Annotated in this window: 26 protein-coding genes; 22 read left to right on the plus strand and 4 right to left on the minus strand. The window is 68.9% G+C overall.

Translation table 11 applies throughout. The features are described from left to right. Positions 1–117 precede the first annotated feature (117 nt). Positions 118–471 carry a hypothetical protein gene (locus ACIRG5_RS14795; protein ID WP_402904831.1) on the minus strand — a complete coding sequence of 118 codons (354 nt, stop codon included), beginning with the start codon at positions 469–471 and terminating at the stop codon, positions 118–120. Between the two features lie 77 nt (positions 472–548). On the opposite strand from ACIRG5_RS14795, the gene ACIRG5_RS14800 reads away from it, so the two are divergent. The 15 genes from ACIRG5_RS14800 to ACIRG5_RS14870 all read left to right on the plus strand — a co-directional run bounded on the left by ACIRG5_RS14800 (position 549) and on the right by ACIRG5_RS14870 (position 13072). Then, on the plus strand, positions 549–2018 hold the full coding sequence (locus tag ACIRG5_RS14800; RefSeq protein ID WP_402904832.1) for a molybdopterin-dependent oxidoreductase: 1470 nt from the start codon (positions 549–551) through the stop codon (positions 2016–2018). Positions 2019–2186: 168 nt separating this feature from the next. Further along, positions 2187–2957 carry a redox-sensing transcriptional repressor Rex gene (locus ACIRG5_RS14805; protein WP_402904834.1) on the plus strand — a complete coding sequence of 257 codons (771 nt, stop codon included), beginning with the start codon at positions 2187–2189 and terminating at the stop codon, positions 2955–2957. A gap of 37 nt (positions 2958–2994) precedes the next feature. Continuing rightward, positions 2995–4311 (plus strand): glutamyl-tRNA reductase, encoded by a 1317-nt coding sequence (locus ACIRG5_RS14810; protein WP_402904836.1) that lies wholly within the window; start codon positions 2995–2997, stop codon positions 4309–4311. Next, positions 4308–5243 (plus strand): hydroxymethylbilane synthase, encoded by a 936-nt coding sequence (hemC, locus tag ACIRG5_RS14815; protein WP_402904838.1) that lies wholly within the window; start codon positions 4308–4310, stop codon positions 5241–5243. Before ACIRG5_RS14810 ends, hemC begins: the two co-directional genes overlap by 4 nt. 18 nt (positions 5244–5261) lie before the next feature. After that, a complete protein-coding gene (locus ACIRG5_RS14820) occupies positions 5262–6794 on the plus strand; it encodes a bifunctional uroporphyrinogen-III C-methyltransferase/uroporphyrinogen-III synthase (RefSeq protein WP_319976787.1) in 1533 nt (510 codons plus the stop codon). A 76-nt stretch (positions 6795–6870) separates the two neighbouring features. Further along, positions 6871–7845 carry a porphobilinogen synthase gene (gene hemB / locus ACIRG5_RS14825; protein ID WP_402904840.1) on the plus strand — a complete coding sequence of 325 codons (975 nt, stop codon included), beginning with the start codon at positions 6871–6873 and terminating at the stop codon, positions 7843–7845. Beyond that, positions 7830–8342 carry a hypothetical protein gene (locus ACIRG5_RS14830; RefSeq protein WP_402904842.1) on the plus strand — a complete coding sequence of 171 codons (513 nt, stop codon included), beginning with the start codon at positions 7830–7832 and terminating at the stop codon, positions 8340–8342. The genes hemB and ACIRG5_RS14830 overlap by 16 nt, the downstream gene beginning before the upstream one ends. Positions 8343–8351: 9 nt before the next feature. After that, the gene (locus ACIRG5_RS14835) at positions 8352–8795 is read left to right on the plus strand and encodes a hypothetical protein (RefSeq protein WP_402904844.1); all 444 of its coding nucleotides are present in this window, start codon (positions 8352–8354) and stop codon (positions 8793–8795) included. Next, positions 8792–9190, plus strand: coding sequence for a hypothetical protein (locus ACIRG5_RS14840; protein ID WP_402904846.1), 399 nt, complete (start codon positions 8792–8794; stop codon positions 9188–9190). The genes ACIRG5_RS14835 and ACIRG5_RS14840 overlap by 4 nt, the downstream gene beginning before the upstream one ends. Next, positions 9187–9804, plus strand: coding sequence for a hypothetical protein (locus tag ACIRG5_RS14845; RefSeq protein WP_402904848.1), 618 nt, complete (start codon positions 9187–9189; stop codon positions 9802–9804). Before ACIRG5_RS14840 ends, ACIRG5_RS14845 begins: the two co-directional genes overlap by 4 nt. After that, complete coding sequence (locus ACIRG5_RS14850; protein WP_402904850.1) at positions 9804–10223, plus strand: hypothetical protein; 420 nt, start codon at positions 9804–9806, stop codon at positions 10221–10223. Before ACIRG5_RS14845 ends, ACIRG5_RS14850 begins: the two co-directional genes overlap by 1 nt. Positions 10224–10228: 5 nt before the next feature. Then, the gene (locus ACIRG5_RS14855; protein WP_402904851.1) at positions 10229–10585 is read left to right on the plus strand and encodes a hypothetical protein; all 357 of its coding nucleotides are present in this window, start codon (positions 10229–10231) and stop codon (positions 10583–10585) included. Positions 10586–10596: 11 nt separating this feature from the next. Then, the gene (gene hemL / locus ACIRG5_RS14860) at positions 10597–11892 is read left to right on the plus strand and encodes a glutamate-1-semialdehyde 2,1-aminomutase (RefSeq protein WP_402904852.1); all 1296 of its coding nucleotides are present in this window, start codon (positions 10597–10599) and stop codon (positions 11890–11892) included. After that, positions 11889–12518, plus strand: coding sequence for a histidine phosphatase family protein (locus tag ACIRG5_RS14865; protein ID WP_319976796.1), 630 nt, complete (start codon positions 11889–11891; stop codon positions 12516–12518). Before hemL ends, ACIRG5_RS14865 begins: the two co-directional genes overlap by 4 nt. Then, positions 12515–13072, plus strand: a complete 558-nt coding sequence (locus tag ACIRG5_RS14870) for a TlpA family protein disulfide reductase (protein ID WP_402904853.1) — start codon at positions 12515–12517, stop codon at positions 13070–13072. Before ACIRG5_RS14865 ends, ACIRG5_RS14870 begins: the two co-directional genes overlap by 4 nt. A gap of 40 nt (positions 13073–13112) precedes the next feature. On the opposite strand, the gene ACIRG5_RS14875 is transcribed toward ACIRG5_RS14870, so the two are convergent. Continuing rightward, positions 13113–14099: a M64 family metallopeptidase gene (locus ACIRG5_RS14875; RefSeq protein WP_402904854.1), complete on the minus strand. Its 987-nt coding sequence runs from the start codon at positions 14097–14099 to the stop codon at positions 13113–13115. Between the two features lie 122 nt (positions 14100–14221). Between ACIRG5_RS14875 and ACIRG5_RS14880 the strand changes: the two genes are divergently transcribed. The 4 genes from ACIRG5_RS14880 (at position 14222) to ACIRG5_RS14895 (ending at position 18842) form a co-directional block, all read left to right on the plus strand. After that, positions 14222–15007, plus strand: a complete 786-nt coding sequence (locus tag ACIRG5_RS14880) for a cytochrome c biogenesis CcdA family protein (protein ID WP_319976956.1) — start codon at positions 14222–14224, stop codon at positions 15005–15007. Between the two features lie 41 nt (positions 15008–15048). Continuing rightward, positions 15049–16524 carry a cytochrome c biogenesis protein ResB gene (locus ACIRG5_RS14885; protein ID WP_402904942.1) on the plus strand — a complete coding sequence of 492 codons (1476 nt, stop codon included), beginning with the start codon at positions 15049–15051 and terminating at the stop codon, positions 16522–16524. Then, positions 16524–17435 (plus strand): c-type cytochrome biogenesis protein CcsB, encoded by a 912-nt coding sequence (gene ccsB, locus ACIRG5_RS14890; RefSeq protein ID WP_402904855.1) that lies wholly within the window; start codon positions 16524–16526, stop codon positions 17433–17435. Before ACIRG5_RS14885 ends, ccsB begins: the two co-directional genes overlap by 1 nt. Positions 17436–17537: 102 nt before the next feature. Next, a complete protein-coding gene (locus ACIRG5_RS14895; protein WP_402904857.1) occupies positions 17538–18842 on the plus strand; it encodes an AAA family ATPase in 1305 nt (434 codons plus the stop codon). A gap of 53 nt (positions 18843–18895) precedes the next feature. On the opposite strand, the gene ACIRG5_RS14900 is transcribed toward ACIRG5_RS14895, so the two are convergent. Together ACIRG5_RS14900 and ACIRG5_RS14905 are read right to left on the minus strand one after the other, a co-directional pair. Continuing rightward, complete coding sequence (locus tag ACIRG5_RS14900) at positions 18896–19063, minus strand: hypothetical protein (protein ID WP_086667950.1); 168 nt, start codon at positions 19061–19063, stop codon at positions 18896–18898. 57 nt (positions 19064–19120) lie between these two features. Next, positions 19121–19327, minus strand: coding sequence for a BldC family transcriptional regulator (locus tag ACIRG5_RS14905; protein ID WP_030473853.1), 207 nt, complete (start codon positions 19325–19327; stop codon positions 19121–19123). 179 nt (positions 19328–19506) lie between these two features. On the opposite strand from ACIRG5_RS14905, the gene ACIRG5_RS14910 reads away from it, so the two are divergent. Genes ACIRG5_RS14910 through ACIRG5_RS14920 form a run of 3 tightly spaced genes read left to right on the plus strand, consistent with a single transcriptional unit; the run spans position 19507 to position 21361 of the window. Continuing rightward, the gene (locus tag ACIRG5_RS14910) at positions 19507–19971 is read left to right on the plus strand and encodes an Lrp/AsnC family transcriptional regulator (RefSeq protein WP_093605870.1); all 465 of its coding nucleotides are present in this window, start codon (positions 19507–19509) and stop codon (positions 19969–19971) included. Positions 19972–19975: 4 nt separating this feature from the next. Further along, entirely contained in the window at positions 19976–20245 is a 270-nt protein-coding gene (locus ACIRG5_RS14915) for a DUF4229 domain-containing protein (RefSeq protein ID WP_319976802.1), read from the plus strand. 27 nt (positions 20246–20272) lie between these two features. Then, positions 20273–21361 carry a PLP-dependent cysteine synthase family protein gene (locus tag ACIRG5_RS14920; RefSeq protein WP_402904859.1) on the plus strand — a complete coding sequence of 363 codons (1089 nt, stop codon included), beginning with the start codon at positions 20273–20275 and terminating at the stop codon, positions 21359–21361. The last annotated feature ends 33 nt before the right edge of the window (positions 21362–21394 follow it).

The following is a 21394-nucleotide window of genomic DNA, read 5'->3' on the forward strand; positions in this document are numbered from 1 at the left end:
AACCTTTACCCGGTATTTCGCCGGTCAGACGGCCGCGAGGCGCCCTGCTGAGCGCCGGAAGACCCGGTGAAGGTTCGTGGTCACCGCACTAGCCCTGGTCGGGGGCCGGGGACCCGTTCAGTCCTCGCCGCCGTCCAGCCTGCGCCGGAGCGCCGCCAGTTGCTCCTCGGACGGCTCGATGACGCCCGGCTCGACGTAGCCGGGGTACTCGGGCGGCATGGCGGGGAAGTCACGCGGATCCGTGCCCCTGGTCTCCGCGATCCAGTCGGCCGCCCAGTACCAGGCCTCCTTGTTGAAGTGCAGGCCCCGGTAGGACGCGTCCGGCGGTTCGTACGGGTAACTCGCGAGGGCGGCCTCCACGGCCTCATCTGCGGACATGTCGCCGTAGTGCTGCAACGTCCAGGCGTAGTTCGTGCGCTCGTTCTCGAGGTAAGCGACGTACTCCTGCTCAGGCCAGCCGTCTTCGGACACGCCTCCAGCGCAGGAGTTGATTACCGAGGGCTTACGACCTGAGCGAACCAGGGCCGCTCGGGTGTCGAATGAGAGGCATGAAGCCCGCCAAGGCCGCACTCACCGGACTGCTCGCCCTCGTGGCCGCCCTAGCGGCAGGGCACCTGGTGGCGGCCTTCGTGGGCCTGAGCGCCTCCCCGTACCTCGCGGTGGGCAACGCCGCGATCGACCTCACGCCGTCCTGGCTGAAGGACTTCGCGGTCACCACGTTCGGCACGGCAGACAAGCTCGTGCTGCTCACCGGCATGGCCCTGGTCCTGGCGGGCATCGGCATCGGTGCGGGCCTGGCCAGCAGGAACAGTGCCGCGCCGGGATCGCTGGTGGCCGTGCTGCTCGGGTTCGTGGGCGTCGTGGCGGTCGTCACGAGGCCGGACGTCGGGCAGCTCGCGGTCCTCGCACCCGTCGCCAGCACGGCCGCGGGCGTCTACGTGTTCCGCTACCTGCACAAAGAGGCCGAGGAGAGTGACAGCAGGCGCGGCTTCCTGATCACCGCCGGGCTGACGGTCTTCGCGGGGGTCGCGGGGCAGCTGTTCGGCAACCGGACGGACGTCGAGGGCTCGAGGCAGGCCATCGGCGACCTCACGCCGAAGACGAAGGCGCCGGAGATCCCGTTCAACGCCGACTTCGTCAAGGACGGCACCCCGAGCTTCATCACCAGCGGCGAGGACTTCTACCGGATCGACACCGCGCTGAGCGTGCCGCGGATCCGGGCCGAGGAGTGGGCGCTGCGGGTGCACGGCATGGTCGAGCGGCCGATGGTGCTCACGTTCGAGGAGATCCGCAGCAAGGACCTCGTGGAGGAGACGGTCACGCTGACCTGCGTCTCCAACGAGGTCGGCGGGCCGTACATCTCCACGGCCAACTTCATCGGCGTCAAGATCGGCGACGTGCTGCGGGAGGCCGGCGTGAAGGCGGGCGCCGACCAGCTGTTCAGCACCAGCGACGACGGGTTCACGGCGGGCAGCCCGCTCGACTACGTGCTCGAGAACGGGCTGATCGCGATCGGCATGAACGGCGAACCGCTGCCCGCCGAGCACGGTTTTCCCGCCCGGCTCGTGGTGCCGGGGCTCTACGGCTACGTCTCCGCGACCAAGTGGGTCACCGACCTCAACGTCACCACGTTCGCCAAAGAACAGGGCTACTGGATTCCGCGCGGGTGGGCGACCAGGGCGCCGATCAAGGCGTCCTCGCGGATCGACCGGCCCCGGCGGATGGGCAAGGTCCAGGGGAAGGCCGTCATCGCCGGAACGGCGTGGGCGCAGCCCAAGGGCGTGGCCAAGGTCGAGGTCCGCGTCGACGGCGGGCCGTGGCAGGAGACCGAACTCGGGGCCGACGTCAGCGACAGCACCTGGCGGATGTGGAAGATCGAGATGGACCTCTCCCAGGGCAGTCACACGGTCGAGTGCCGGGCCACCGACAAATCCGGGTTCACCCAGGACCAGGCCCGCCTGGACCCCGTTCCCGACGGCGCGACGGGATGGCATTCGGTCACCTTCACCGTCGAGTAGGCGCTCACCCCGTAGTGATCATGAACCGCTGAACTGCTGGTCACGCCCTGTCACCAGTGCTGTGACACCCGATCACCGACTTTGTGCATGCGTTCACAAGCGGTACGGTGTGAGCATCACCAACGCCGCGGGGTCCCTGCGGTGAAGCACACCCGGAGGTCGGAGAGCGTGGCATCACAGCGGGGCGAAGGTGAGACGACCACCACCCCTCTGGAGGCTGCCGACAAGGAACGCGCTCGCGCGATTCCCGAGGCGGCCGTGGCCCGCCTCGCCGTGTATCTGCGCGTGCTGTCCGGCATGGCCGACCAGGGCGTGACGGCGGTCTCGAGCGAGGAACTGAGCCAGGCCGCCGGCGTCAACGCGGCGAAGCTCCGCAAGGACCTGAGCTACATCGGCAGCTACGGCACGAGGGGCGTCGGGTACGACGTAGAGGTCCTCGTGAGCCACATCGAGCGCATCCTCGGCCTCACCCGCAACCACTCCGTGGCCGTCGTCGGCATCGGTAACCTTGGTCACGCTCTCGCCAACTACGGCGGGTTCCCCGGCCGTGGTTTCCCGGTCACCGCCCTCTTCGACGTGGACGCCGATCTCGTCGGAATCCCTGTTGGGGGCATCCCCGTCAACCACATCGACGAGATCACCGCGGTCTGCATGGAGCGCGAGGTGTCGATCGGCGTCATCGCGACGCCGCCGCCCGCCGCTCAGTCGGTTTGCGACCGTTTGGTATCTGCGGGCGTCCAGTGCATTCTGAACTTCGCACCAGTTGTCCTTCAGGTTCCAGACAACGTCGAGGTGCGCAAGGTTGACTTGGCGGTCGAGATGCAGATCCTGTCGTTCCACGTCGCTCGACGTGCGGACGAGGCTGCCAGCGTCTCGTCGGGGATCGTCTCGGCAGGCAACAACGGACTCGGTGTGGACGGGATGGTGATTCGCCCGTGAGCGTGAGCCAATCGGCTCCGGCAGACGTGGTGACCACATGAGCTTGCTCGTAGTCGGTCTGTCGCACCGCACCGCCCCCGTTCCGGTCCTGGAACGCGTCACCGTGGCCGAGCCGGACCTGCCCAAGGTCCTCGGTCAGTTGCTCGCCGCGCCCAGCGTCTCCGAGGCGATGGTCCTGTCGACCTGCAACAGGGTCGAGGTCTACGCCGTCGTCGAGTCGTTCCACGGCGGCATGTCCGAGGTCGTCGAGGTCCTCGCGCAGCACGCCCAGGTCGACGCGAACTCGCTCTACGAGCACTTTTACGTGCATTACGCCGCCGCTGCCGTCGAGCACCTGTTCTCCGTCGCGGCCGGCCTCGACTCGATGGTCGTCGGCGAGTCCCAGATCCTCGGCCAGCTGCGCGGTGCGTACGCGGCGGCGGACGAGGCGGGCACCGTCGGCAGGACCGTCCACGAACTCACCCAGAACGCGCTGCGCGTCGGCAAGCGCGTGCACTCCGAGACCGGCATCGACCACGCGGGCGCGTCGGTCGTGTCCGAGGCGCTCGGTGACGCGGAGGCCCAGCTGGGCACCCTCGTCGGCAGGCGCGCGCTGCTCGTCGGCGCGGGCGCCATGGGTGGCCTGGCCGCCGCGCACCTGCGCAGGGCGGGCATCGGCGAGGTCGTCATCGCGAACCGGACGCAGGCCAACGGTGTGCGTCTCGCCACGTCGCTCAAGGCAGAGGGCGTCCCCGCGACGGCCGTCGACCTGGCCGCGCTGGGCGTCGAGATCGACCTCGCGGACATCGTCTTCGCGTGCACCGGGTCGGTCGACACGGTCGTTCGCGCGGACATGATCAGCAAGCGCTCGCGGCCGTTGGTCGTGTGCGACCTGGGCCTGCCCAAGGACGTAGACCCGGCCGCGGCCGATCTGCCGAACGTTCGTGTGGTGGACCTGGAAACCCTGCAGCGCCGTCTCTCGGACGCGCCCGCGGGCCAGGACGCCCGCCTGGCGGCCCAGCTGGTCGCCGACGAGGTCAAGGCCTACCTCGCCGGCCAGCGTTCCGCCGAGGTCACGCCGACCGTGACGGCCCTGCGCAAGCGGGCCGCCGAAGTGGTCGACGCCGAACTGCTCCGTCTTGATTCGCGACTTCCCGAACTGGACGCCGCGACACGCGGTGAATTGGCCAAGACGGTGCGTCGCGTTGTAGACAAGCTCCTGCACACGCCGACCGTCAGGGTGAAGGAGCTCGCCTCCGCCCCTGGTGGTACCGGCTACGCGGAGGCTCTCCGCGAACTGTTCGGGCTCGACCCCCAGGCTCCTGGGGTTGTCAGTCAGACCAAGCAAGCTTCTGTGGATGGTGAAACGCGGTGACCCGCACCCTACGGATCGGTACCCGAGGCAGCGCACTGGCGCTCGCGCAGACGGGGACCGTGGCCGAGGCGCTGAAGGCTGCCGGAGCACAGGTCGAGATCGTCGTCATCAAGACGCCGGGCGACCTCTCCGACGCTCCGATCGCCCAGATCGGCATCGGCGTCTTCACGTCGGCCCTTCGCGACGCGCTCGCGAACGGTGAGATCGACGTCGCCGTCCACTCCTACAAGGACCTCCCGACCGCGCCGGACCCCCGGCTGACGCTCGCGGCCGTGCCCCAGCGAGAGGACCCGCGCGACGCTCTCGTGGCGCGCGACGGTCTCACGCTCGGTGAGCTGCCGCAGGGGTCCACTGTGGGCACCGGTTCGCCGCGCCGCGCGGCCCAGCTGGAGGCCCTCGGCCTCGGGCTGGACATCGTTCCGTTGCGCGGCAACGTGGACACGCGGATCGGCAAGGTCCGCAACGGTGAGCTCGACGCGGTGGTGCTGGCTCGCGCCGGCATCGCGCGGCTCGGTCGCACGAGCGAGATCACCGAGAACCTGGAGCCCATCCAGATGCTTCCCGCACCCGCACAGGGTGCGTTGGCAGTCGAGTGCCGGGTCGACGACGTCGACGCCGAGCACCTGATCCAGTCCACTTTGGACGATTCGGCCAGCCGGGCCGCTGTGACCGCTGAGCGCGCCATGCTGGCCGCGCTCGAAGCGGGCTGCAGCGCGCCGGTCGGCGCGCTGGCCGATGTGGTGGAAGACCTCGATGACGACGGGAAGGTCGTGTACCGACTTTCCCTGCGCGGGGTCGCTGCGACGCCGGAGAACGATCTCCTCCGTGCGTCCACCACCGGTGACTTGACCGAAGCTGAGGGACTTGGCCGGGCGCTGGCCGCCGAGTTGCTCGACCTCGGGGCCGCGGTTCTCAGCGGTCCAGAGGCGTAATCGATGGGGAGTGCCCTGATGACCCGCGCACGCAAGACCCCCGGACGCGTCGCCTTCGTGGGCTCCGGCCCCGGCGACACCGGGCTGCTCACGGTCCGGGCCCACGACTTGCTCACCAGGGCTGAACTCGTGGTCACGGACCCGGACGTTCCTGCGGACGTCCTCGCGACCGTGCCGGAGGGAGTCGAGGTCCGCCCCGCTGTCGGTGAGTCCGCCGACGTGGCCAAGGACCTGGTGAACGAGGCGCGCAACGGTGCGACCGTCGTCCGTCTCGTCGCGGGTGACCCGCTGACGCTCGACTCGGTCGTCAAGGAAGCGCAGGCCGTCGCGAAGTCGACGATCCCGTTCGACGTCGTACCCGGTGTGCCCTCGGGCACCGCGGTGCCGGCGTACGCGGGTGTCGCTCTCGGTGGCGTGCACACCGAGGTCGACGTGCGCGCCGTGACGGACTGGGCCGGCCTCGCCGCCGCGCCCGGCACGCTCGTGCTGCACGCGACCGGCTCGCACCTGGCCGAGGCCGCGTCGAACCTGGTGGAGAACGGCCTCGCGCCGCAGACACCGGTCGCCGTGACCGCCGAGGGAACGGGCTTCCAGCAGCGCACCATCGACACCACGCTGGCCGCCGTCGCGGCCGACGCCGGTGAGATGGGCGGCCCGCTGGTCGTCACCGTCGGTGCCGCCGCCGCCAACCGCTCGAAGCTCTCCTGGTGGGAGTCGCGGGCGCTGTACGGCTGGCGAGTGCTGGTCCCGCGGACCAAGGAGCAGGCCGGCGCGATGTCCGAGCGTCTGCACTCGCACGGCGCCATCGCCGTCGAGGTGCCGACGATCTCGGTCGAGCCGCCCCGCAGCCCCGCGCAGATGGAGCGCTCGGTCAAGGGTCTCGTCGACGGCCGCTACCAGTGGGTCGTCTTCACCTCGACCAACGCCGTCCGCGCGGTGTGGGAGAAGTTCCGCGAGTTCGGCCTGGACGCTCGTGCGTTCTCCGGCGTGAAGATCGCGTGCGTCGGCGAGGCCACGGCCGCGAAGGTGCGCTCGTTCGGCATCATCCCGGAGCTCGTGCCGTCGGGTGACCAGTCGTCCGAGGGCCTGCTGAACGACTTCCCGCCCTACGACGACATCCTCGACCCGGTCGACCGCGTGCTGCTGCCGCGGGCCGACATCGCCACCGAGACGCTGGCCGCGGGCCTGCGCGAACGTGGCTGGGAGATCGACGACGTGACGGCGTACCGCACCGTGCGTGCGGCCCCGCCGCCCGCCGACACCCGCGAGATGATCAAGTCCGGTGGCTTCGACGCGGTGTGCTTCACCTCGTCGTCGACCGTGCGGAACCTGGTCGGCATCGCGGGCAAGCCGCACGCCCGCACGCTCGTCGCGTGCATCGGCCCGCAGACCGCCGAGACGGCGCGGGAGTTCGGCCTCCGGGTCGACGTGCAGCCTGAGGAGGCGAACGTGCCCGCGCTGGTCGACGCGCTGGCCGCGCACGCCGCCCGGTTGCGCGCCGAGGGAGCCCTTCCTCCCCCGCGCAAGACCAAGCGCCTGCGCAGGAGCTAGAACAAACTGAAGCCGTCGGGGCCACTCAAGATCCTTTGAGTGGCCCCTTCGACTCTCTTCCGTCAGGGAGTCAAGGATGTACCCACTTCACCGGCCGAGGCGTCTGCGCACGACGCCCGCGATGCGCCGCCTGGTCTCCGAGACCGAGGTGCGCCCGAGGCAGCTCGTGCTGCCGATGTTCGTCAAGGAAGGCCTGGCCGAGCCCGCTGAGATCAGCAGCATGCCGGGCGTCCTGCAGCACTCCCGCGACTCGTTGCGCAAGGCCGCGGTCGAGGCCGTGCAGGCAGGAGTCGGCGGCATCATGCTGTTCGGCGTCCCCGCCGTGCGCGACGCCGTCGGTTCCGGTGGCACCGACCCGGACGGCATCCTCAACGCCGCGCTGGGCGACCTGCGCGCGGAACTGGGCGACAGCACCGTGCTCATGTCGGACTGCTGCCTCGACGAGTTCACCGACCACGGCCACTGCGGCGTTCTCGCCGCCGACGGCACCGTGGACAACGACGCGACCCTTGAGGTCTACGGCGAGATGGCCGTGGCCCAGGCGCGCGCCGGTGCCCACGTCGTCGGCCCCAGCGGCATGATGGACGGCCAGATCGCCTTCATCCGCAACGCCTTGGACCAGGCGGGCCTGCCCGACACCGGCATCCTGGCCTACTCGGCCAAGTACGCGTCGGCGTTCTACGGCCCGTTCCGCGACGCCGTCGAGTCGCAGCTCGCGGGCGACCGCAAGACCTACCAGCAGGATCCCGCGAACGCCCGTGAGGCGATCCGCGAGGTGCAGCTGGACCTCGCCGAGGGCGCGGACATGGTCATGGTCAAGCCCGCCCTGCTGTACCTGGACGTGCTGCGCTCGGTCGCCGAGGTGTCGGACGTTCCCGTTGCGGCGTACCAGATCTCCGGCGAGTACTCGATGATCGAGGCCGCCGCTGCGAACGGCTGGATCGACCGCGAGCGCTCGATCCTGGAGTCGCTCACGTCCATCCGTCGTGCCGGCGCGGACATCGTGCTCACGTACTGGGCAACCGAAGCCGCCCGATGGCTGGACCGGTAACTCCCGCTCCTGTCCCGAAGCTGATCGACGTCGCGCGCTGGCTGTGGATCGCCAGCGCGTGCGTCGGCATGCTGCGGTTCGTGGTGCAGCTCTTCGACCGCGAGACCCTCGTGGCCGAGGCACGCCGCCAGAATCCCTCGCTGGGGCAGGATCAGATCGATGCGGGCGTGAACGGTGGTGTCCTCTTCGGACTGTTGATCGCCGTCGCCGTGCTGCTCGCGTACACGCGGTTCGCGAACGCGATGGCGCGCGGCCGCAACTGGGCCCGGATCGTGCTGACCGTGCTGGGCGGAGCCTCTGTCGCGTTCGGACTGTTCCGGCTCGGTGCCTGGAGCAGTGGGGTCGCGGCGGAGCTCGGGGTGGAGATGCGGGCGGTCGACCTGGCCGTAACGCTGGTCACCACCGTGCTGGACGCGACCGCGATAGTGCTGATGTACCGGGTGTCCGCGCACTTCAGGAAGCGCGTCACGGTGGACAGCGCCTTCCTGCGGACCTAGGTTTCGAACGTGACGTCTCCGAATGAATCGGGCACCCCTCGCACCATCACCGCGGGCTACTGGCTCGTCGTGGTCGGTGTGGCCCTCAGCGTCCTGGCCGCGCTGTACGTGCTGCTGAACAAGGAGGTGCTGGTCGAGGCCACCCTGCAAGGCAACAAGGACCCGAAGGTCACGCGGGAGATGATCGCCTCGACGGTGAACACCCTGGTGATCGTCTCGATGGTCGTGACGCTGGTGCTGGCCGGTCTCGCGGTGTGGTTCGCGGGCAAGGTCAAGGCGGGCATCAGGAAGAGCCGCACCGGCCTGATGATCACGTTGCTGATCGGGCTGTTCTTCCAGCTGATCTCGAACACCCTCGGGGTCGTGACGGTGCTGATCGCCATCTCCGGCCTGGTGCTGTTCTACTTCCGGCAGTCGACCGACTACCTGACCGAGCGCGAGCAGCTGACGTGAACGACGCTCCCCGGCCGGTCCGCATCGCGGTCGGGCTCTGGCTCGCGACCGCCGTTTTCGTGGTGTTCACCACGGCCGGGCTGTGGTTCCAGCGCGGTGAGGTGCAGCGCCTGACCGACTGGACGTCCGGACAGGTCACGAGCTTCCTGGCCACGCTGTCCGGGGTCGCGCTGATCTTCGTGGCGGCCTACGTGGTGCTGACCAGGCTGTTCCTCAAGCGCAAGAACTGGGCCCGGATCACGTTGTCGCTCGTCGCCATCGCGCACATGGTCTGGATCCTGTTCGTCGGCATCAGCGCGTCGAACTTGGTCACGTTGCTGCTCATCTGCTTCGCAATCGTCTTCACGTGGCAGGCGCGTACGGCACAGTGGATCGCGGAGGTGCGAGAGCAGTGACCTATCCGCAGGACCCGTGGCAGCGGCAGAACCCCGACGACGTCCAGTGGCAGAACCCCGCGGGCGCCTATCCCGTGACCCCGGCGCCCACCGGTCAGTACCAGGTGAACCACGTCGGGCAGGCGAGCTTCTCGATGGCGCCGCTCTCGCCCGTGCTGCCCCACGAGATGGCGCCGCCTCGACCCGCCACGATCACCGCCGCGATGTGGATCTGGATCGCGGGTGCCGTGCTGTCCGTGGCCGTGATCCCGGTGCTGCTGCTCGTCAACGCCGACTACATCCCGAACCAGGGCAGCTCCGTCACGGAGCAGGACCGCCAGGCGGGCGAACTCGGGGTGCGGGTCATGGCCGTGTTCTCCGGGTTCGCCATGCTCGTCGCTGCCGCGCCGTACGTCGCGTTCGCCGTCGTGCTGCGCAACGGCCAGAGCTGGGCGCGCATCCTGCTCACGATCCTCGCCGTGATCGGGTTCCTGTCGATGATCGCGATCATGCTCATCTCGCTGAACGCGCGGGTGTGGCAGCCGGGCGTGGTGATCAGCGTCGTCGTGATCGGGCTGACGATCGCGGCCGTGGTGCTGCAGTTCCTGCCCGCCTCGAACAAGTTCGTGCGCTAGTGCTCTACCGGGAGTCCGGCAGCAGCTGGTGGCCGTTGGTGTGGGGACCGGGGTTCGCGGTCGCCGGGTACCTGATCGAGCTCATCACCGGGCCCGCGTCCGTGGCGCTGTGGGCGATCGTGGGGCTCGTGCTGACGCTGTGCGCGGTGTTGTGGGTGAACCTCAGGGTGAAGACCGGCAGCGTCGCGCTGACGACCGAAGAGGCCCAGTTCGGGCGGGAGAAGCTGCCGGTCGCGATGATCCAGGCCTTCACCGACGTCGGCGCTCCCACGGGCGCCAGGGTGCTCGGCGGCGGCTGGTCCGTGCCCAAGGGGACGACCACGATGCCGTTGCGGCTGGTCGACGGCACGGTGGTGCTGGGATGGGCGCGCGATCCGGAAGCCTTCCTCGCGGCGCTGCGGCGGGTCGTGAGAGGGTGAGCGACGTGACAGAGGCCGTGACTGAGCCGGAGTCGGACACCGTGGTGGAGGAGCCTGAGCAGGCCCCGCCGGCCGGTCCGAGCCTGCACCAGCCCCAGCGGTGGCTCATCGCCGCGGGCGAGGTCGTGGTGATCGTCGTGCTGGTGATCGTCGCCGTGTGGGCCTGGAACCGCGGTGTCGTGCGCCTCGAATACCCGATCGAGGGCCGTGAGCCGTTGATCTCCACGCGCTATCACGGCAACTGGCTGGGCACCGCCGCAGGCGCGCTCACGCTGGCCGTGGTCCTCGCTCTCGACGTGGTGCGGCAGGTCCTACTGGCTGTGCGCACCCGGCCGCAGAAAGCCGCCGACTCCGACATGTGAGACTGGGGTACGTGACTGCGAGTCGATCCCAGGCCCTGTTCGAGCGCGCGTCGACGCTGACCCCCGGCGGGGTCAACTCTCCGGTGCGGGCGTTCCACTCCGTCGGCGGCACCCCGCGATTCATGGTTCGCGGCGAGGGCCCGCACCTGTGGGACGCGGACGGCAACCGGTACGTCGACCTGGTGTCCTCGTGGGGCCCGATGATCCTCGGGCACGCCCACCCGGCCGTCGTCGAGGCCGTGCGGAAGGCGGCCGTGAACGGTCTGTCGTTCGGCACGCCGACCGAGGGCGAGATCGACCTCGCGGCCGAGATCATCGACCGGGTCGAGCCGGTCCGCCAGGTCCGCCTGGTCAACTCGGGCACCGAGGCCACGATGAGCGCGATCCGCCTCGCCCGCGGCTTCACCGAGCGCCGCAAGATCATCAAGTTCGCCGGCTGCTACCACGGTCACGTCGACGCGCTGCTCGCCCAGGCGGGCTCCGGCGTCGCGACCCTCGGCCTGCCTTCGTCGCCGGGTGTCACGGGCGCGCAGGCCGAGGACACGATCGTCCTGCCGTACAACGACATCGAGGCCGTTCGCGCCGCGTTCGCGGAGAACCCCGGCGAGATCGCCTGCGTCATCACCGAGGCCGCGGCGGGCAACATGGGCGCGGTCGCGCCCGGCCAGGACTTCAACGCGGGCCTGCGGGAGATCTGCGACGCCGACGGCGCGTTGCTGATCATGGACGAGGTCATGACGGGCTTCCGCGTCTCGCGCGCCGGCTGGTTCGGCCTGGAGCGCGTGCGCGGCGACCTCTACACGTTCGGCAAGGTCATGTCCGGCGGCCTGCCCGCGGCGGCGTTCGGCGGCCGCGCGGACGTCATGGCGCGGCTGGCGCCCTCCGGCCCCGTCTACCAGGCGGGAACGCTGTCCGGTAACCCCGTGGCCGTCGCCGCGGGCCTGGCCACGCTGAAGGCCGCCGACGAGGACGTCTACCGGGCCCTCGACCGCAACGCCGCGCGCCTCGGCGCGCTGTTCACGGCCGCGTTGACGGAAGCCGGTGTCGAGCACCGAGTGCAGTTCGCCGGCAACCTGGTGAGCGTGTTCTTCGGTGCGACCGAGGTGAAGGACTACGCGGGCGCGCAGGCGTGCGAGACGTGGCGTTTCCCGCCGTTCTTCCACGCCCTGCTGGAGCGGGGCGTCTACGCCCCGCCGTCGGCGTTCGAGGCGTGGTTCGTGAACGCCGCCATGGGTGAAGAGGAGTTCGCAGTGATCGCCGACGCACTGCCGCACGCGGCTCGTGCCGCCAAGGAGGCCCGCAAGTGACCCGCACCGTCGTCCACCTGCTCCGCCACGGCGAGGTGCACAACCCGACCGGCGTCCTCTACGGCCGCCTTCCCGGCTTCAAGCTGTCCGAGCGGGGGCAGAAGCAGGCGCTGACCGTGGCCGAGCACCTGGCGGACCACGACATCGTGCACGTGGTCGCGTCCCCTTTGGACCGTGCACAGCAGACCGCCTCGCCCATCGCCGACTCGCATCGGCTGGAGCTCGCGACCGACGACCGGTTGATCGAGGCCGACAACCAGTTCGAGGGGCTGAAGGTCGCCGTGGGCGACGGCGCTCTGCGGTCGCCCCAGCACTGGCCGAAGCTGGTCAACCCGTTCAAGCCCTCGTGGGGCGAGCCGTACATCGAGATCGCCCACCGGATGATGGGGGCGGTGCAGAAGGCCAGGGCCGCCGCCGAAGGTCATGAGGCCGTGTGCGTTTCGCACCAGCTGCCCATTTGGACCGTGCGACGGTTCCTGGAGGGCAAGCGGATGTGGCACGACCCGCGCAAACGGGAGTGCTCGCTCGCCTCGCTCACCTCGCTGATCTTCGAGGGTGAGCAGCTGGTCCGGATCGCCTACTCCGAACCGGTGGGTGCCACCAACCCTCGGGTGACCGGGGCATGAAGCGGTTCCTCGTTCTGCTTCTGCTGCTCGCCGGGTGCGCCACCGGGAAGGACGCCGCCCAGATCGGGGCAGGGGACTTCTACCTCGTGGCGCCCGGCGGGCAGGTCAAGATCCGGTACGCGCCCAGCGAGCGCAAGGAGTTGAAGGGGCTCGAAGGCGAGTCCCTGCTCGAAGAGGGCAAGGTCGTCAAGCTCTCCGACTACGCGGGCAAGCCCGTCGTGATCAACATCTGGGGAGCCTGGTGCGGGCCCTGCCGGACCGAGGCCCCCGAGATGCAGAAGATCTTCGACGCCGGGACCCAGGTGGTCGGGGTCGACGTCAAGGAGACCTCGAAGGACCATCCCCGGGACTTCATGAAGGACCGATCGCTGACCTATCCGTCCATTTACGACGCTTCGGCCCGGAGCTTCATCAACGTGTTCCGGGGAGTTCCGGCCAACACCGTGCCCTCCACGTTCATCGTGGACAAGGACCACAAGGTGGCGGCGGCGTTCCTGGTGCCGGTACTGGCCTCCGACCTCCAGACCGTCCTGGACGAGCTGGCCAAGGAATGAGAAAAGGGGGCCGCGAGGCCCCCTTCTTCATGTCGCTCGCTTACTGGGCCGGCGGTTCCACCGGGGCGTTCAGCGACGGGATCTTGGCCTTGAAGGCCTTGACCATCGCGTCACGCCCGATCGAGTTGAACTGCTTGCCCAGCGTGCGCATGATCGAGTTGCCGGTCGGCCGGTAGAGGCCCGTCTTGTAGTACCGCGCACCCTCGACCGGGGCGACCACGCCGCCGTCCGGGGAGGGCTGGCCCAGGTACTCGCCCCACTTCGCGCCGGTCGGGTCGGCGGTCACGTTGATCTCGCGCGGTTCGGAGCCCGTGTAGTTCACGTACGGGTAGTCGTACTCGTCGGCCAGACCGCCGATCGAGTGGCCGAGTTCGTGGATCGCGATCTGACCGGCCTGCGCGTTCGAGCCGGACGCGGTGGCCACCGAACCGCCCGCGCCGCCGTACTTCGCGGTGTTGCCGAGCGCGATCACCTGGTCCGCCTGCGGGGCGAGGGCCGCGAACTCCTTGGCCTTGGTCTCGTTGACGCAGAGCAGGCGCTCGGTGTTCGCGTCGCGGCCCTGACACCAGAAACCCATGTCCAGCGCGGTGTTCTTGAGCAGGCCCTTGGTCGGGTCGTGGTCCACACCGGACTCGGCGGAGACGACGTTGACCTGCCAGACGTTGAAGTACTCCTTGTAGGAGGCGAAGGGCTCCACGGCGGAGAGCTCTTCCCACTTGCTCTTCACGTTGCCGGTGTAGGTCTCCAGGTCGTCGGCCGTGTAGCCGTCTCCCACGAAGACGAGGTCGAAGCGATCGGCCGAGTCGCCGGTCACCTGGACCGGGACCACGTCGGCCGCGACCAGGGCCTGGAAGTCCGCCGACTTCTCCGCTGGTGCTTTCGGGCTCAGGGCCTGGGTGATGGAGCCGTCCTCGTTGAAGACCTCCCGCCACTCCATCGCCGGGGCAGCGCCACCGGCCGGTACCTGCGCGAACAGTGCCAGCGCCGCGACGGTGAGCGCGGGGAGGAGCAGCCGGGAACGATGCATGAGCTGACGCTAAGCAACCGTGATGTCACCCACAAGCGGCAATCGTCGGTACTTTTGGCCCAACCGTTGTGTCGGGTCACAAACCGGTGCCGGTCGTCGCGTGATCTGGGCAACTACCTACCCTGAGGTCTGTGAACCCCACCGATCTGGCGATCTCCGGGCCGTTGCTGCTGGCCACCGGGGTTGCTCTGCTCGCCGGGTTCATCTCGTTCGCGTCACCGTGCGTGGTGCCGCTCGTGCCCGGCTACCTCGCGTACCTCGCCGGTCTGGTCGGTGCCGAGGCGCCTCGGGTGGAGGCGAACGAACCGGCGAAGCAGGGCCGGTGGCGCGTCGCCGGGGCCTCGTTGCTGTTCGTGCTCGGGTTCACGGTCGTCTTCGCGTTGGCCTCGATGGCCATTCTCGGTGCGTCGGACGCGTTGTTCCTCAACGCCGATCTGTTCCAGCGCATCGGTGGCGTCGTCACGATCCTGATGGGACTGGTGTTCCTCGGACTCGTGCCGGCGTTGCAGAAGGACGTGCGGTTCCACACCAAGCCCAACGCCGGGTTGTTCGGCGCTCCGGTGCTCGGGGCCGTGTTCGCGCTCGGGTGGACGCCGTGTCTCGGGCCGACGCTGGCCGGCGTGCTCGCCGTCGCGCGCAGCACCGAGGTCGGGTCGTCGACGGCGCGCGGCGCGGTGCTGGTCCTGGCCTACTGCCTGGGCCTCGGGTTGCCGTTCGTGGTGCTCGCGCTCGGCGCCCGGTGGGCGCTGGGCGTTACGAAGTGGCTGCGCACGCACGCCCGGCAGGTACAGATCTTCGGTGGCGTGCTGCTGATCCTGGTCGGGATCGCGCTGGTCACCGGGCTCTGGGGTGAGTTCGTCGGGTGGCTGCGCTACTCGTTCGTCGACGTCGTGAGGCTGCCGCTCTAGTGATCGCCTTCCTCCGCAACACGTGGCGCGGGCTCACCTCGATGAGGACCGCGCTGACCCTGCTGTTCCTGCTCGCGCTCGCGGCGATGCCCGGCGCGCTGCTGCCGCAGCTCTCGCTCAACGCCGCCAAGGTCGACGACTACGTCGCCCAGCGCGGCTGGTGGGGGCAGCTGCTGCTCAAGCTCGGGTTCTTCGAGGTGTACGCCACGCCGTGGTTCGCCGCGATCTACCTGCTGCTGTTCACGTCCCTCGTCGGGTGTCTGCTTCCCCGCACGTGGGAGTACTTCAAGCAGATGCGCGCGAAGCCGGTGCTGACGCCGCGCAATCTGTCGCGGATGCCGCACCACGCCCAAGCCGAGCTCGACGTGACGCCGGACGAGGCCGTCGCACGAGCCAAGAAGGTCCTGCGCGGCTGGCGGATGGAGACCGGCGAGGACACGGTCAGCGCCGAGCGCGGCTTCCTGCGCGAGACCGGCAACCTGGTCTTCCACTTCGCGCTGCTGGGCCTGCTGGTGTCGTTCGCGCTGGGCAAGATGTTCAGCTACGAGGGCCAGATCATCGTCCAGGCCGACGGCGGCCAGTTCTGCAACGGCGGCATCTTCAACTACGACCAGTTCCGTCCTGGCCTGCGGGTCGACGGCACGGACCTCACGCCGTTCTGCGTCGAGATCGGCAAGTTCTCCGCCGAGTACCTCGACAACGGCCAGCCCGTCGGCTTCAAGGCGGACATCCGCTACCAGTCGGGCGAGAGCCTCGCCTCGAACACCTGGAATCCGTACACGCTGCAGGTCAACCACCCGCTGCGCACCGAGGGTGACCGCCTCTACCTGCTCGGACACGGCTACACGCCGACGTTCACGGTGACGTTCCCCAACGGTGAGAAGCGCACGCAGGGCATCCAGTGGCTGCCGACCGACCAGCTCACGCTGGCCTCGGAGGGCGCGACGAAGTTCGACCCGCCCGGAGTCACGGACTCCGAGACGCGGCGCAAGAACCAGATCGCGGTGACGGGCCTGCTGGCGCCGACGCCGTTGCTGCACGGCAACATCCTGAACTCGAAGTTCCCGGCGCTGAACGACCCGATGGTCGCCGTCGACGTGTACCGAGGCGACCTCGGCGTGGACGACGGCCGCGGCCAGTCGATCTTCTCGATCGACCAGAAGATGGTCGACCAGGGCCGGTTGCAGAAGGTCGCGCGGAAGAACCTCGCGCTGGGCGAGGAGATCGCGCTCGACGACGGCACCAAGGTGCGCTTCGACTCCGTGAGCGACTGGGTGTCGTTGCAGGTCTCGCACGACCCGACCCAGGGTTACGTGCTGATGTTCGCCATCCTGATCATCCTCGGCCTGGGGGTCTCGCTGACCGTCAAGCGCCGCAGGGTGTGGGTCCGTGCGACTCGTCTGGACGACGGGCGTACTTTGGTCGAGGTCGGCGGGCTCGCCCGTACTGACCAGGCAGGATACGGCGAGGAGTTCACGCGGCTCGCCCGCGCGGTGCTGAACGAGGAGAAGTCCTGATGCCGGTTGACGAGACCCTCGCGACCTACAGCGACTGGCTGTACCGCAGCGCACTCGGGGTCTACCTCTTCGCGATCCTGCTCTACGCGGTCGAGCAGGCCTTCGCCCGTGCGCCGCGCAAGGCGTTGGTGGGCGCCGGCGGGCCGGACGTCCTCGTCGACGAGCCGAAAGCTGAACTGACCAGGGCCGAGCGCATCGGCCGCATGGGCGCCGCGATGACGGTCCTCGGCGCGGTGCTGCACCTCGGGTCGTTGGTCATGCGCGGACTCTCCGCCGGGCGCGCACCCTGGGGCAACATGTACGAGTACATGTCGCTGCTGTGCCTCGCGGCCGTGGTGACGTGGATCGTGCTGATGGCGAAGTTCCCGATCCGCCGTCTCGGCGTGTTCGTGCTGCCGCCGATCCTGGTCCTGCTGTTCCTCGGCGGCACCGTCCTGTACGCCGAGGCCGCGCCCGTCCAGCCGGCACTGCGGTCGTACTGGCTGGTGATCCACGTCTCGGTGATCTCGATCTCGTCCGGCGTGCTGCTGATCCCCGGCGTGACGTCGATCCTCTACCTGCTCAAGGACACCAATTCGGACCGCTTCCCGAAGCTGCCGTCCGCCGACGTGCTCGACCGGATGTCGTACCGGACCACCGTTCTGGCGTTCCCGCTGTTCACGGCCGGAATCATCCTCGGCGCGATCTGGGCCGAGGCCGCGTGGGGCCGGTTCTGGGGCTGGGACCCGAAGGAGACGGTCGCGTTCGTCTCGTGGGTGGTCTACGCGGCGTATCTGCACGCGCGCGCTACGGCCGGATGGCGTGGTCGTGGGGCCGCTTGGATCAACATCGCGGGCTTCGCCCTGAACGTGTTCAACCTGTTCTTCATCAACTTGGTCACCAGCGGGTTGCATTCGTACGCGGGTCTCTAACGAGTTAGCCCCCAGGTCGATGGAACCGTTGCCGGTTGCGTACCGTCGCAACCTGGGGGTCGGGGAAGTCTCGGTCCCTCTTGCTCAGGGAGGGCCACAGCGGTGACATGGCAACCACCGGGTGAGGAACAGGGCTCCGGCCCGCAGTACGTCGACCCGCAGGCGGCGGCCTACCTCGACCCGCAGCAGTCCGGTCCGCAGCACGTCAGCGGCGGCCAGTCCGGCCCGTACAACTTGGGCAACCAGTCGGGGTCCTATCAGGTGCCCGGCAACGCCTCCGGCCCGTACCAGGTGCCGGGCAACGCGTCGGGTCCCTACCAGGTACCGGGCAACGCCTCTGGTCCCTACCCGGTGCCGGGTGCCCAGTCGGGCCCCTACCAGGTGGGTGGCGGCCAGTCGGGTCCCCACAACACCCCGAACACGGCGCAGTACGGCCAGTTCGCCGGTGCGCAGTTCCCGAACAACTTCCCGCAGCAGGAGTACCGCTCGCAGGCGCAGGAAGTGTCGTCGCAGCAGCTGATCAAGAAGGAGAAGCGTCCGCCGACCTCGGGCTGGCGCAAGTCCCTGCACTCGTTGACCGGCGGCGCCATCAACCTCGGCGAGAGCCCTGCCGACGTGCGGCGACGCGAGCTGATCGCGCGGATCAACCAGCCGCTGCGCGGGTGCTACAAGATCGCGATGCTGTCCCTCAAGGGCGGCGTCGGCAAGACCACGACGACCACGACGCTGGGCTCGACGTTCTCGTCGCTGCGCGGCGACAGGGTGGTCGCGGTCGACGCGAACCCCGACCGCGGCACGCTGGCGTTGAAGATCCCGCGCGAGACCACGGCGACCGTGCGTCACCTGCTGCGCGACGCACCGAAGATCAAGAAGTACAGCGACGTGCGCGCGTACACCTCGCAGTCGCCGGCGCGCCTCGAGGTGCTGGCGTCCGAGCAGGACCCGTCCGTCTCGGAGGCGTTCAGCGAGGACGACTACCGGCGCACGGTGGATCTGCTGGAGCTCTTCTACAACATCGTGCTCACCGACTGCGGCACCGGTCTGATGCACTCCGCGATGAAGGGCGTCCTGGACGAGGCGGACTCGCTCGTCCTGGTGTCGTCCGGCTCGGTCGACGGCGCGCAGACGTCAGCGGCGACGCTCGACTGGCTTGAGGCGCACGGCTACCGCGACCTGGTCGCGAAGTCCGTCTGCGTGATCAACTCGGTGCGCCCGAAGTCGGGCAAGGTCGACCTCGACAAGCTCGCCGCGCACTTCCAGCAGCGCTGCCGTGCCGTGGTCCGCCTGCCGTTCGACGCGCACCTCGAAGAAGGCGCGGAGATCGCACTGGACCAGCTCGCGCCGGAGACCCGCCTCGCGTTGCTCGAACTCGCCGCCGTGGTGGCGGACGACTTCCCGCACTCCTGAGCCGGTCCGGAAACTAGCGGAAAGGGGTCCTGTCGATCAGGGCCCCTTTTCCGTCACTCGTCGCGCTTGCGCTGCTCGTCGAGCTTGCGCAGGAACTCCGGGTCGTCGTCGGGCGCGATCACCTTGCGGCCTGGGGTGTACTCCGAGTGCTGCGGGGCGAACGCTCGCCACACGAGCACAGCCACGGTGAGCGCACCGATCACCGCCAGCAGGTAGATCATCGTGTCGCCACCTCCCTTTGCCACGAGATTACCCGCGGCACAGGGATAACTACGGTTTCAGTGGCGGACGGGTTCAGTCGCCTCGGTGGTCAGCTCCGAAAGCAGGGCCTTCACCTCGGTCTCACGGAACCTGCGATGTCCTCCAGGGGTGCGGATCGAGCCGATGCGACCTGCGGTGGCCCATCGGGTCACGGTCTTCGGGTCGACCCGGAACAGATTGGCGACTTCCCCAGGCGTCAAGAGCCGCTCGGTGGCTGCAGTCACTCGTCCTCCTCAGATCAGACGTTCCGGTCTGATCGTGGCATCTGACCCATCAGGTACTCGAACGCTTGTTTTTTGGTAAAGAGGTAGTAAGGGACGACCGGCGCGATTCGGACAGTTCGCATGGCGGCTCCTGTGACCGCTGGTGCCTGGGCACACACGTGGGGCATAGGGTGTCGCGGGTGGATGCTCTTGATCGACAGATCATCGCCGCACTTCGTGCCAACGGCCGGGCCACGTACGCCGACCTCGGCAGGCAGGTCGGCCTGTCCGCCTCCGCCGTGCACGAGCGGGTCGGCAAGCTCGAGTCCAGCGGCGTGATCGTCGGGTATCACGCGGTCGTCGACCCCAGCGCGGTCGGCCTGGGCGTGACGGCGCTGATCGGCATCCACCCCACCGACATCGCGGACGACAACGAGGTCGCGGTCGCGCTGGCCGAGCTCAACGAGGTCGAGTCCTGCTACCGGGTGGCGGGCGACGAGTCGTTCATCGTGAAGGTCAGGGTCGCGACGGTGGACGATCTGGAGCGTGCGCTCGGGCGGTTGCGGCGCATCCACGGCGTGGCCCGCACGCGCACGACGGTGGTGCTTTCCACGCGCTTCGAGGGACGCCCGAACACCGGTGACGAGGAAGGCGACGTAACCTGAACGGGTGCTCGCTCGTGATGTGACGCTCTACGTCCTCGCCCGCCTCGGCCTCGTGGTCGTGGTGATGGGCGCGCTCATGTTGTTCAAGGTTCCTTTGCTGCCCGCCCTCGCCGTGGGCGTGGTCGTGGCGCTGCCGGCCTCGCTGTTCATCTTCAAGGGGTTGCGGGAGCGGGTCGCGACCGGCCTCGACGCGCACCAGGCCGTGCGCAGGGCCGAGCGCGAGAAGCTGCGTTCCGAACTGCGTGGTGACGAAGGTCCTCTCACCCAGGCGTAGGACGTTCGCCCGGTTATCGTGCGGGCTGTGAGTACCTCCGTTGACCGCGTTTGCAGCAGGACCAGGCACTGGGTGTGCGAGGCCGTCGGGATCATCGAGGCGGACGCGAACCGCAGCGCGGACACGCACCTGCTGCGCTACCCGTTGCCGCTCGAATGGGGCATCGACCTCTACCTGAAGGACGAGTCGACGCACCCCACGGGTTCGTTGAAGCACCGGCTGGCGCGCTCGTTGTTCCTCTACGCGATCTGCAACGGCTGGATCACCGGTGGCACGCCCGTCATCGAGGCCTCCTCCGGTTCCACGGCGGTGTCCGAGGCGTACTTCGCCCGGTTGCTCGGACTGCCGTTCATCGCGGTGATGCCCCGCTCGACCTCGGCCGAGAAGGTCGCGCTGATCGAGCGTCAGGGCGGCAGGTGCCACTTCATCGACGAGCCGTCGGCGCTCTACGACGAGTCGCGGCGGCTGGCGGCCGAACTCGGCGGCCACTTCATGGACCAGTTCACGCACGCCGAGCGCGCCACGGACTGGCGGGGCAACAACAACATCGCCGAGTCGATCTTCGAGCAGATGAAGCTGGAACCGTCGCCCACCCCCGACTGGATCGTCGTGGGCGCGGGCACGGGCGGCACGTCGGCCACGATCGGCCGGTACATCCACTACCAGAAGCTGAACACGCGTCTCGCCGTCGTCGACCCCGAGCACTCGGTGTTCTTCGACGCGTGGCGCGACGGCAACCGCGACCTGGTCGCGACGCGCGGGTCGGGCATCGAGGGCATCGGGCGGCCGCGGGTGGAGCCGTCGTTCATCGGTGAGGTCATCGACCGGATGATCAAGGTGCCGGACGCGTCGTCCGTCGCGACGATCCGGTACGTGGAGGACCTGCTCGGACGGCGGGTCGGCGGGTCGACCGGAACGAATCTCTGGGGAGCGTTCCAGATCGTGGCCGAGATGAGGCAGTCTCGCACCCGCGGAAGCGTGGTGACTCTGTTGTGCGACGGTGGCGAGCGTTACGCGAACACCTACTACGACGACACATGGGTATCCGCTCAGGGCATGCATCTCGACCCGTGCCTTGAACGTCTCGACAACTTCCACCGCACGGGGAACTGGTGACGAGCGTTCTGCGTCACAGCGTGACCTGAGCAC

Origin of the sequence: Lentzea sp. NPDC102401 (genome assembly GCF_044765805.1) — a bacterium.
Taxonomy (GTDB): domain Bacteria; phylum Actinomycetota; class Actinomycetes; order Mycobacteriales; family Pseudonocardiaceae; genus Lentzea; species Lentzea sokolovensis.

What these genes read in the sequence shown, in the direction of transcription:
- ACIRG5_RS14820 (WP_319976787.1), top strand. Translation starts at nt 5,262, where the DNA reads ATGACCCGCGCACGCAAGACCCCCGGACGCGTCGCCTTCGTGGGCTCC.
- ACIRG5_RS14900 (WP_086667950.1), bottom strand. Translation starts at nt 19,063, where the DNA reads ATGATCTACCTGCTGGCGGTGATCGGTGCGCTCACCGTGGCTGTGCTC.
- ACIRG5_RS14810 (WP_402904836.1), top strand. Translation starts at nt 2,995, where the DNA reads ATGAGCTTGCTCGTAGTCGGTCTGTCGCACCGCACCGCCCCCGTTCCG.
- ACIRG5_RS14830 (WP_402904842.1), top strand. Translation starts at nt 7,830, where the DNA reads ATGGCTGGACCGGTAACTCCCGCTCCTGTCCCGAAGCTGATCGACGTC.
- ACIRG5_RS14870 (WP_402904853.1), top strand. Translation starts at nt 12,515, where the DNA reads ATGAAGCGGTTCCTCGTTCTGCTTCTGCTGCTCGCCGGGTGCGCCACC.
- ACIRG5_RS14885 (WP_402904942.1), top strand. Translation starts at nt 15,049, where the DNA reads ATGAGGACCGCGCTGACCCTGCTGTTCCTGCTCGCGCTCGCGGCGATG.
- ccsB (WP_402904855.1), top strand. Translation starts at nt 16,524, where the DNA reads ATGCCGGTTGACGAGACCCTCGCGACCTACAGCGACTGGCTGTACCGC.
- hemB (WP_402904840.1), top strand. Translation starts at nt 6,871, where the DNA reads ATGTACCCACTTCACCGGCCGAGGCGTCTGCGCACGACGCCCGCGATG.
- ACIRG5_RS14875 (WP_402904854.1), bottom strand. Translation starts at nt 14,099, where the DNA reads ATGCATCGTTCCCGGCTGCTCCTCCCCGCGCTCACCGTCGCGGCGCTG.
- ACIRG5_RS14800 (WP_402904832.1), top strand. Translation starts at nt 549, where the DNA reads ATGAAGCCCGCCAAGGCCGCACTCACCGGACTGCTCGCCCTCGTGGCC.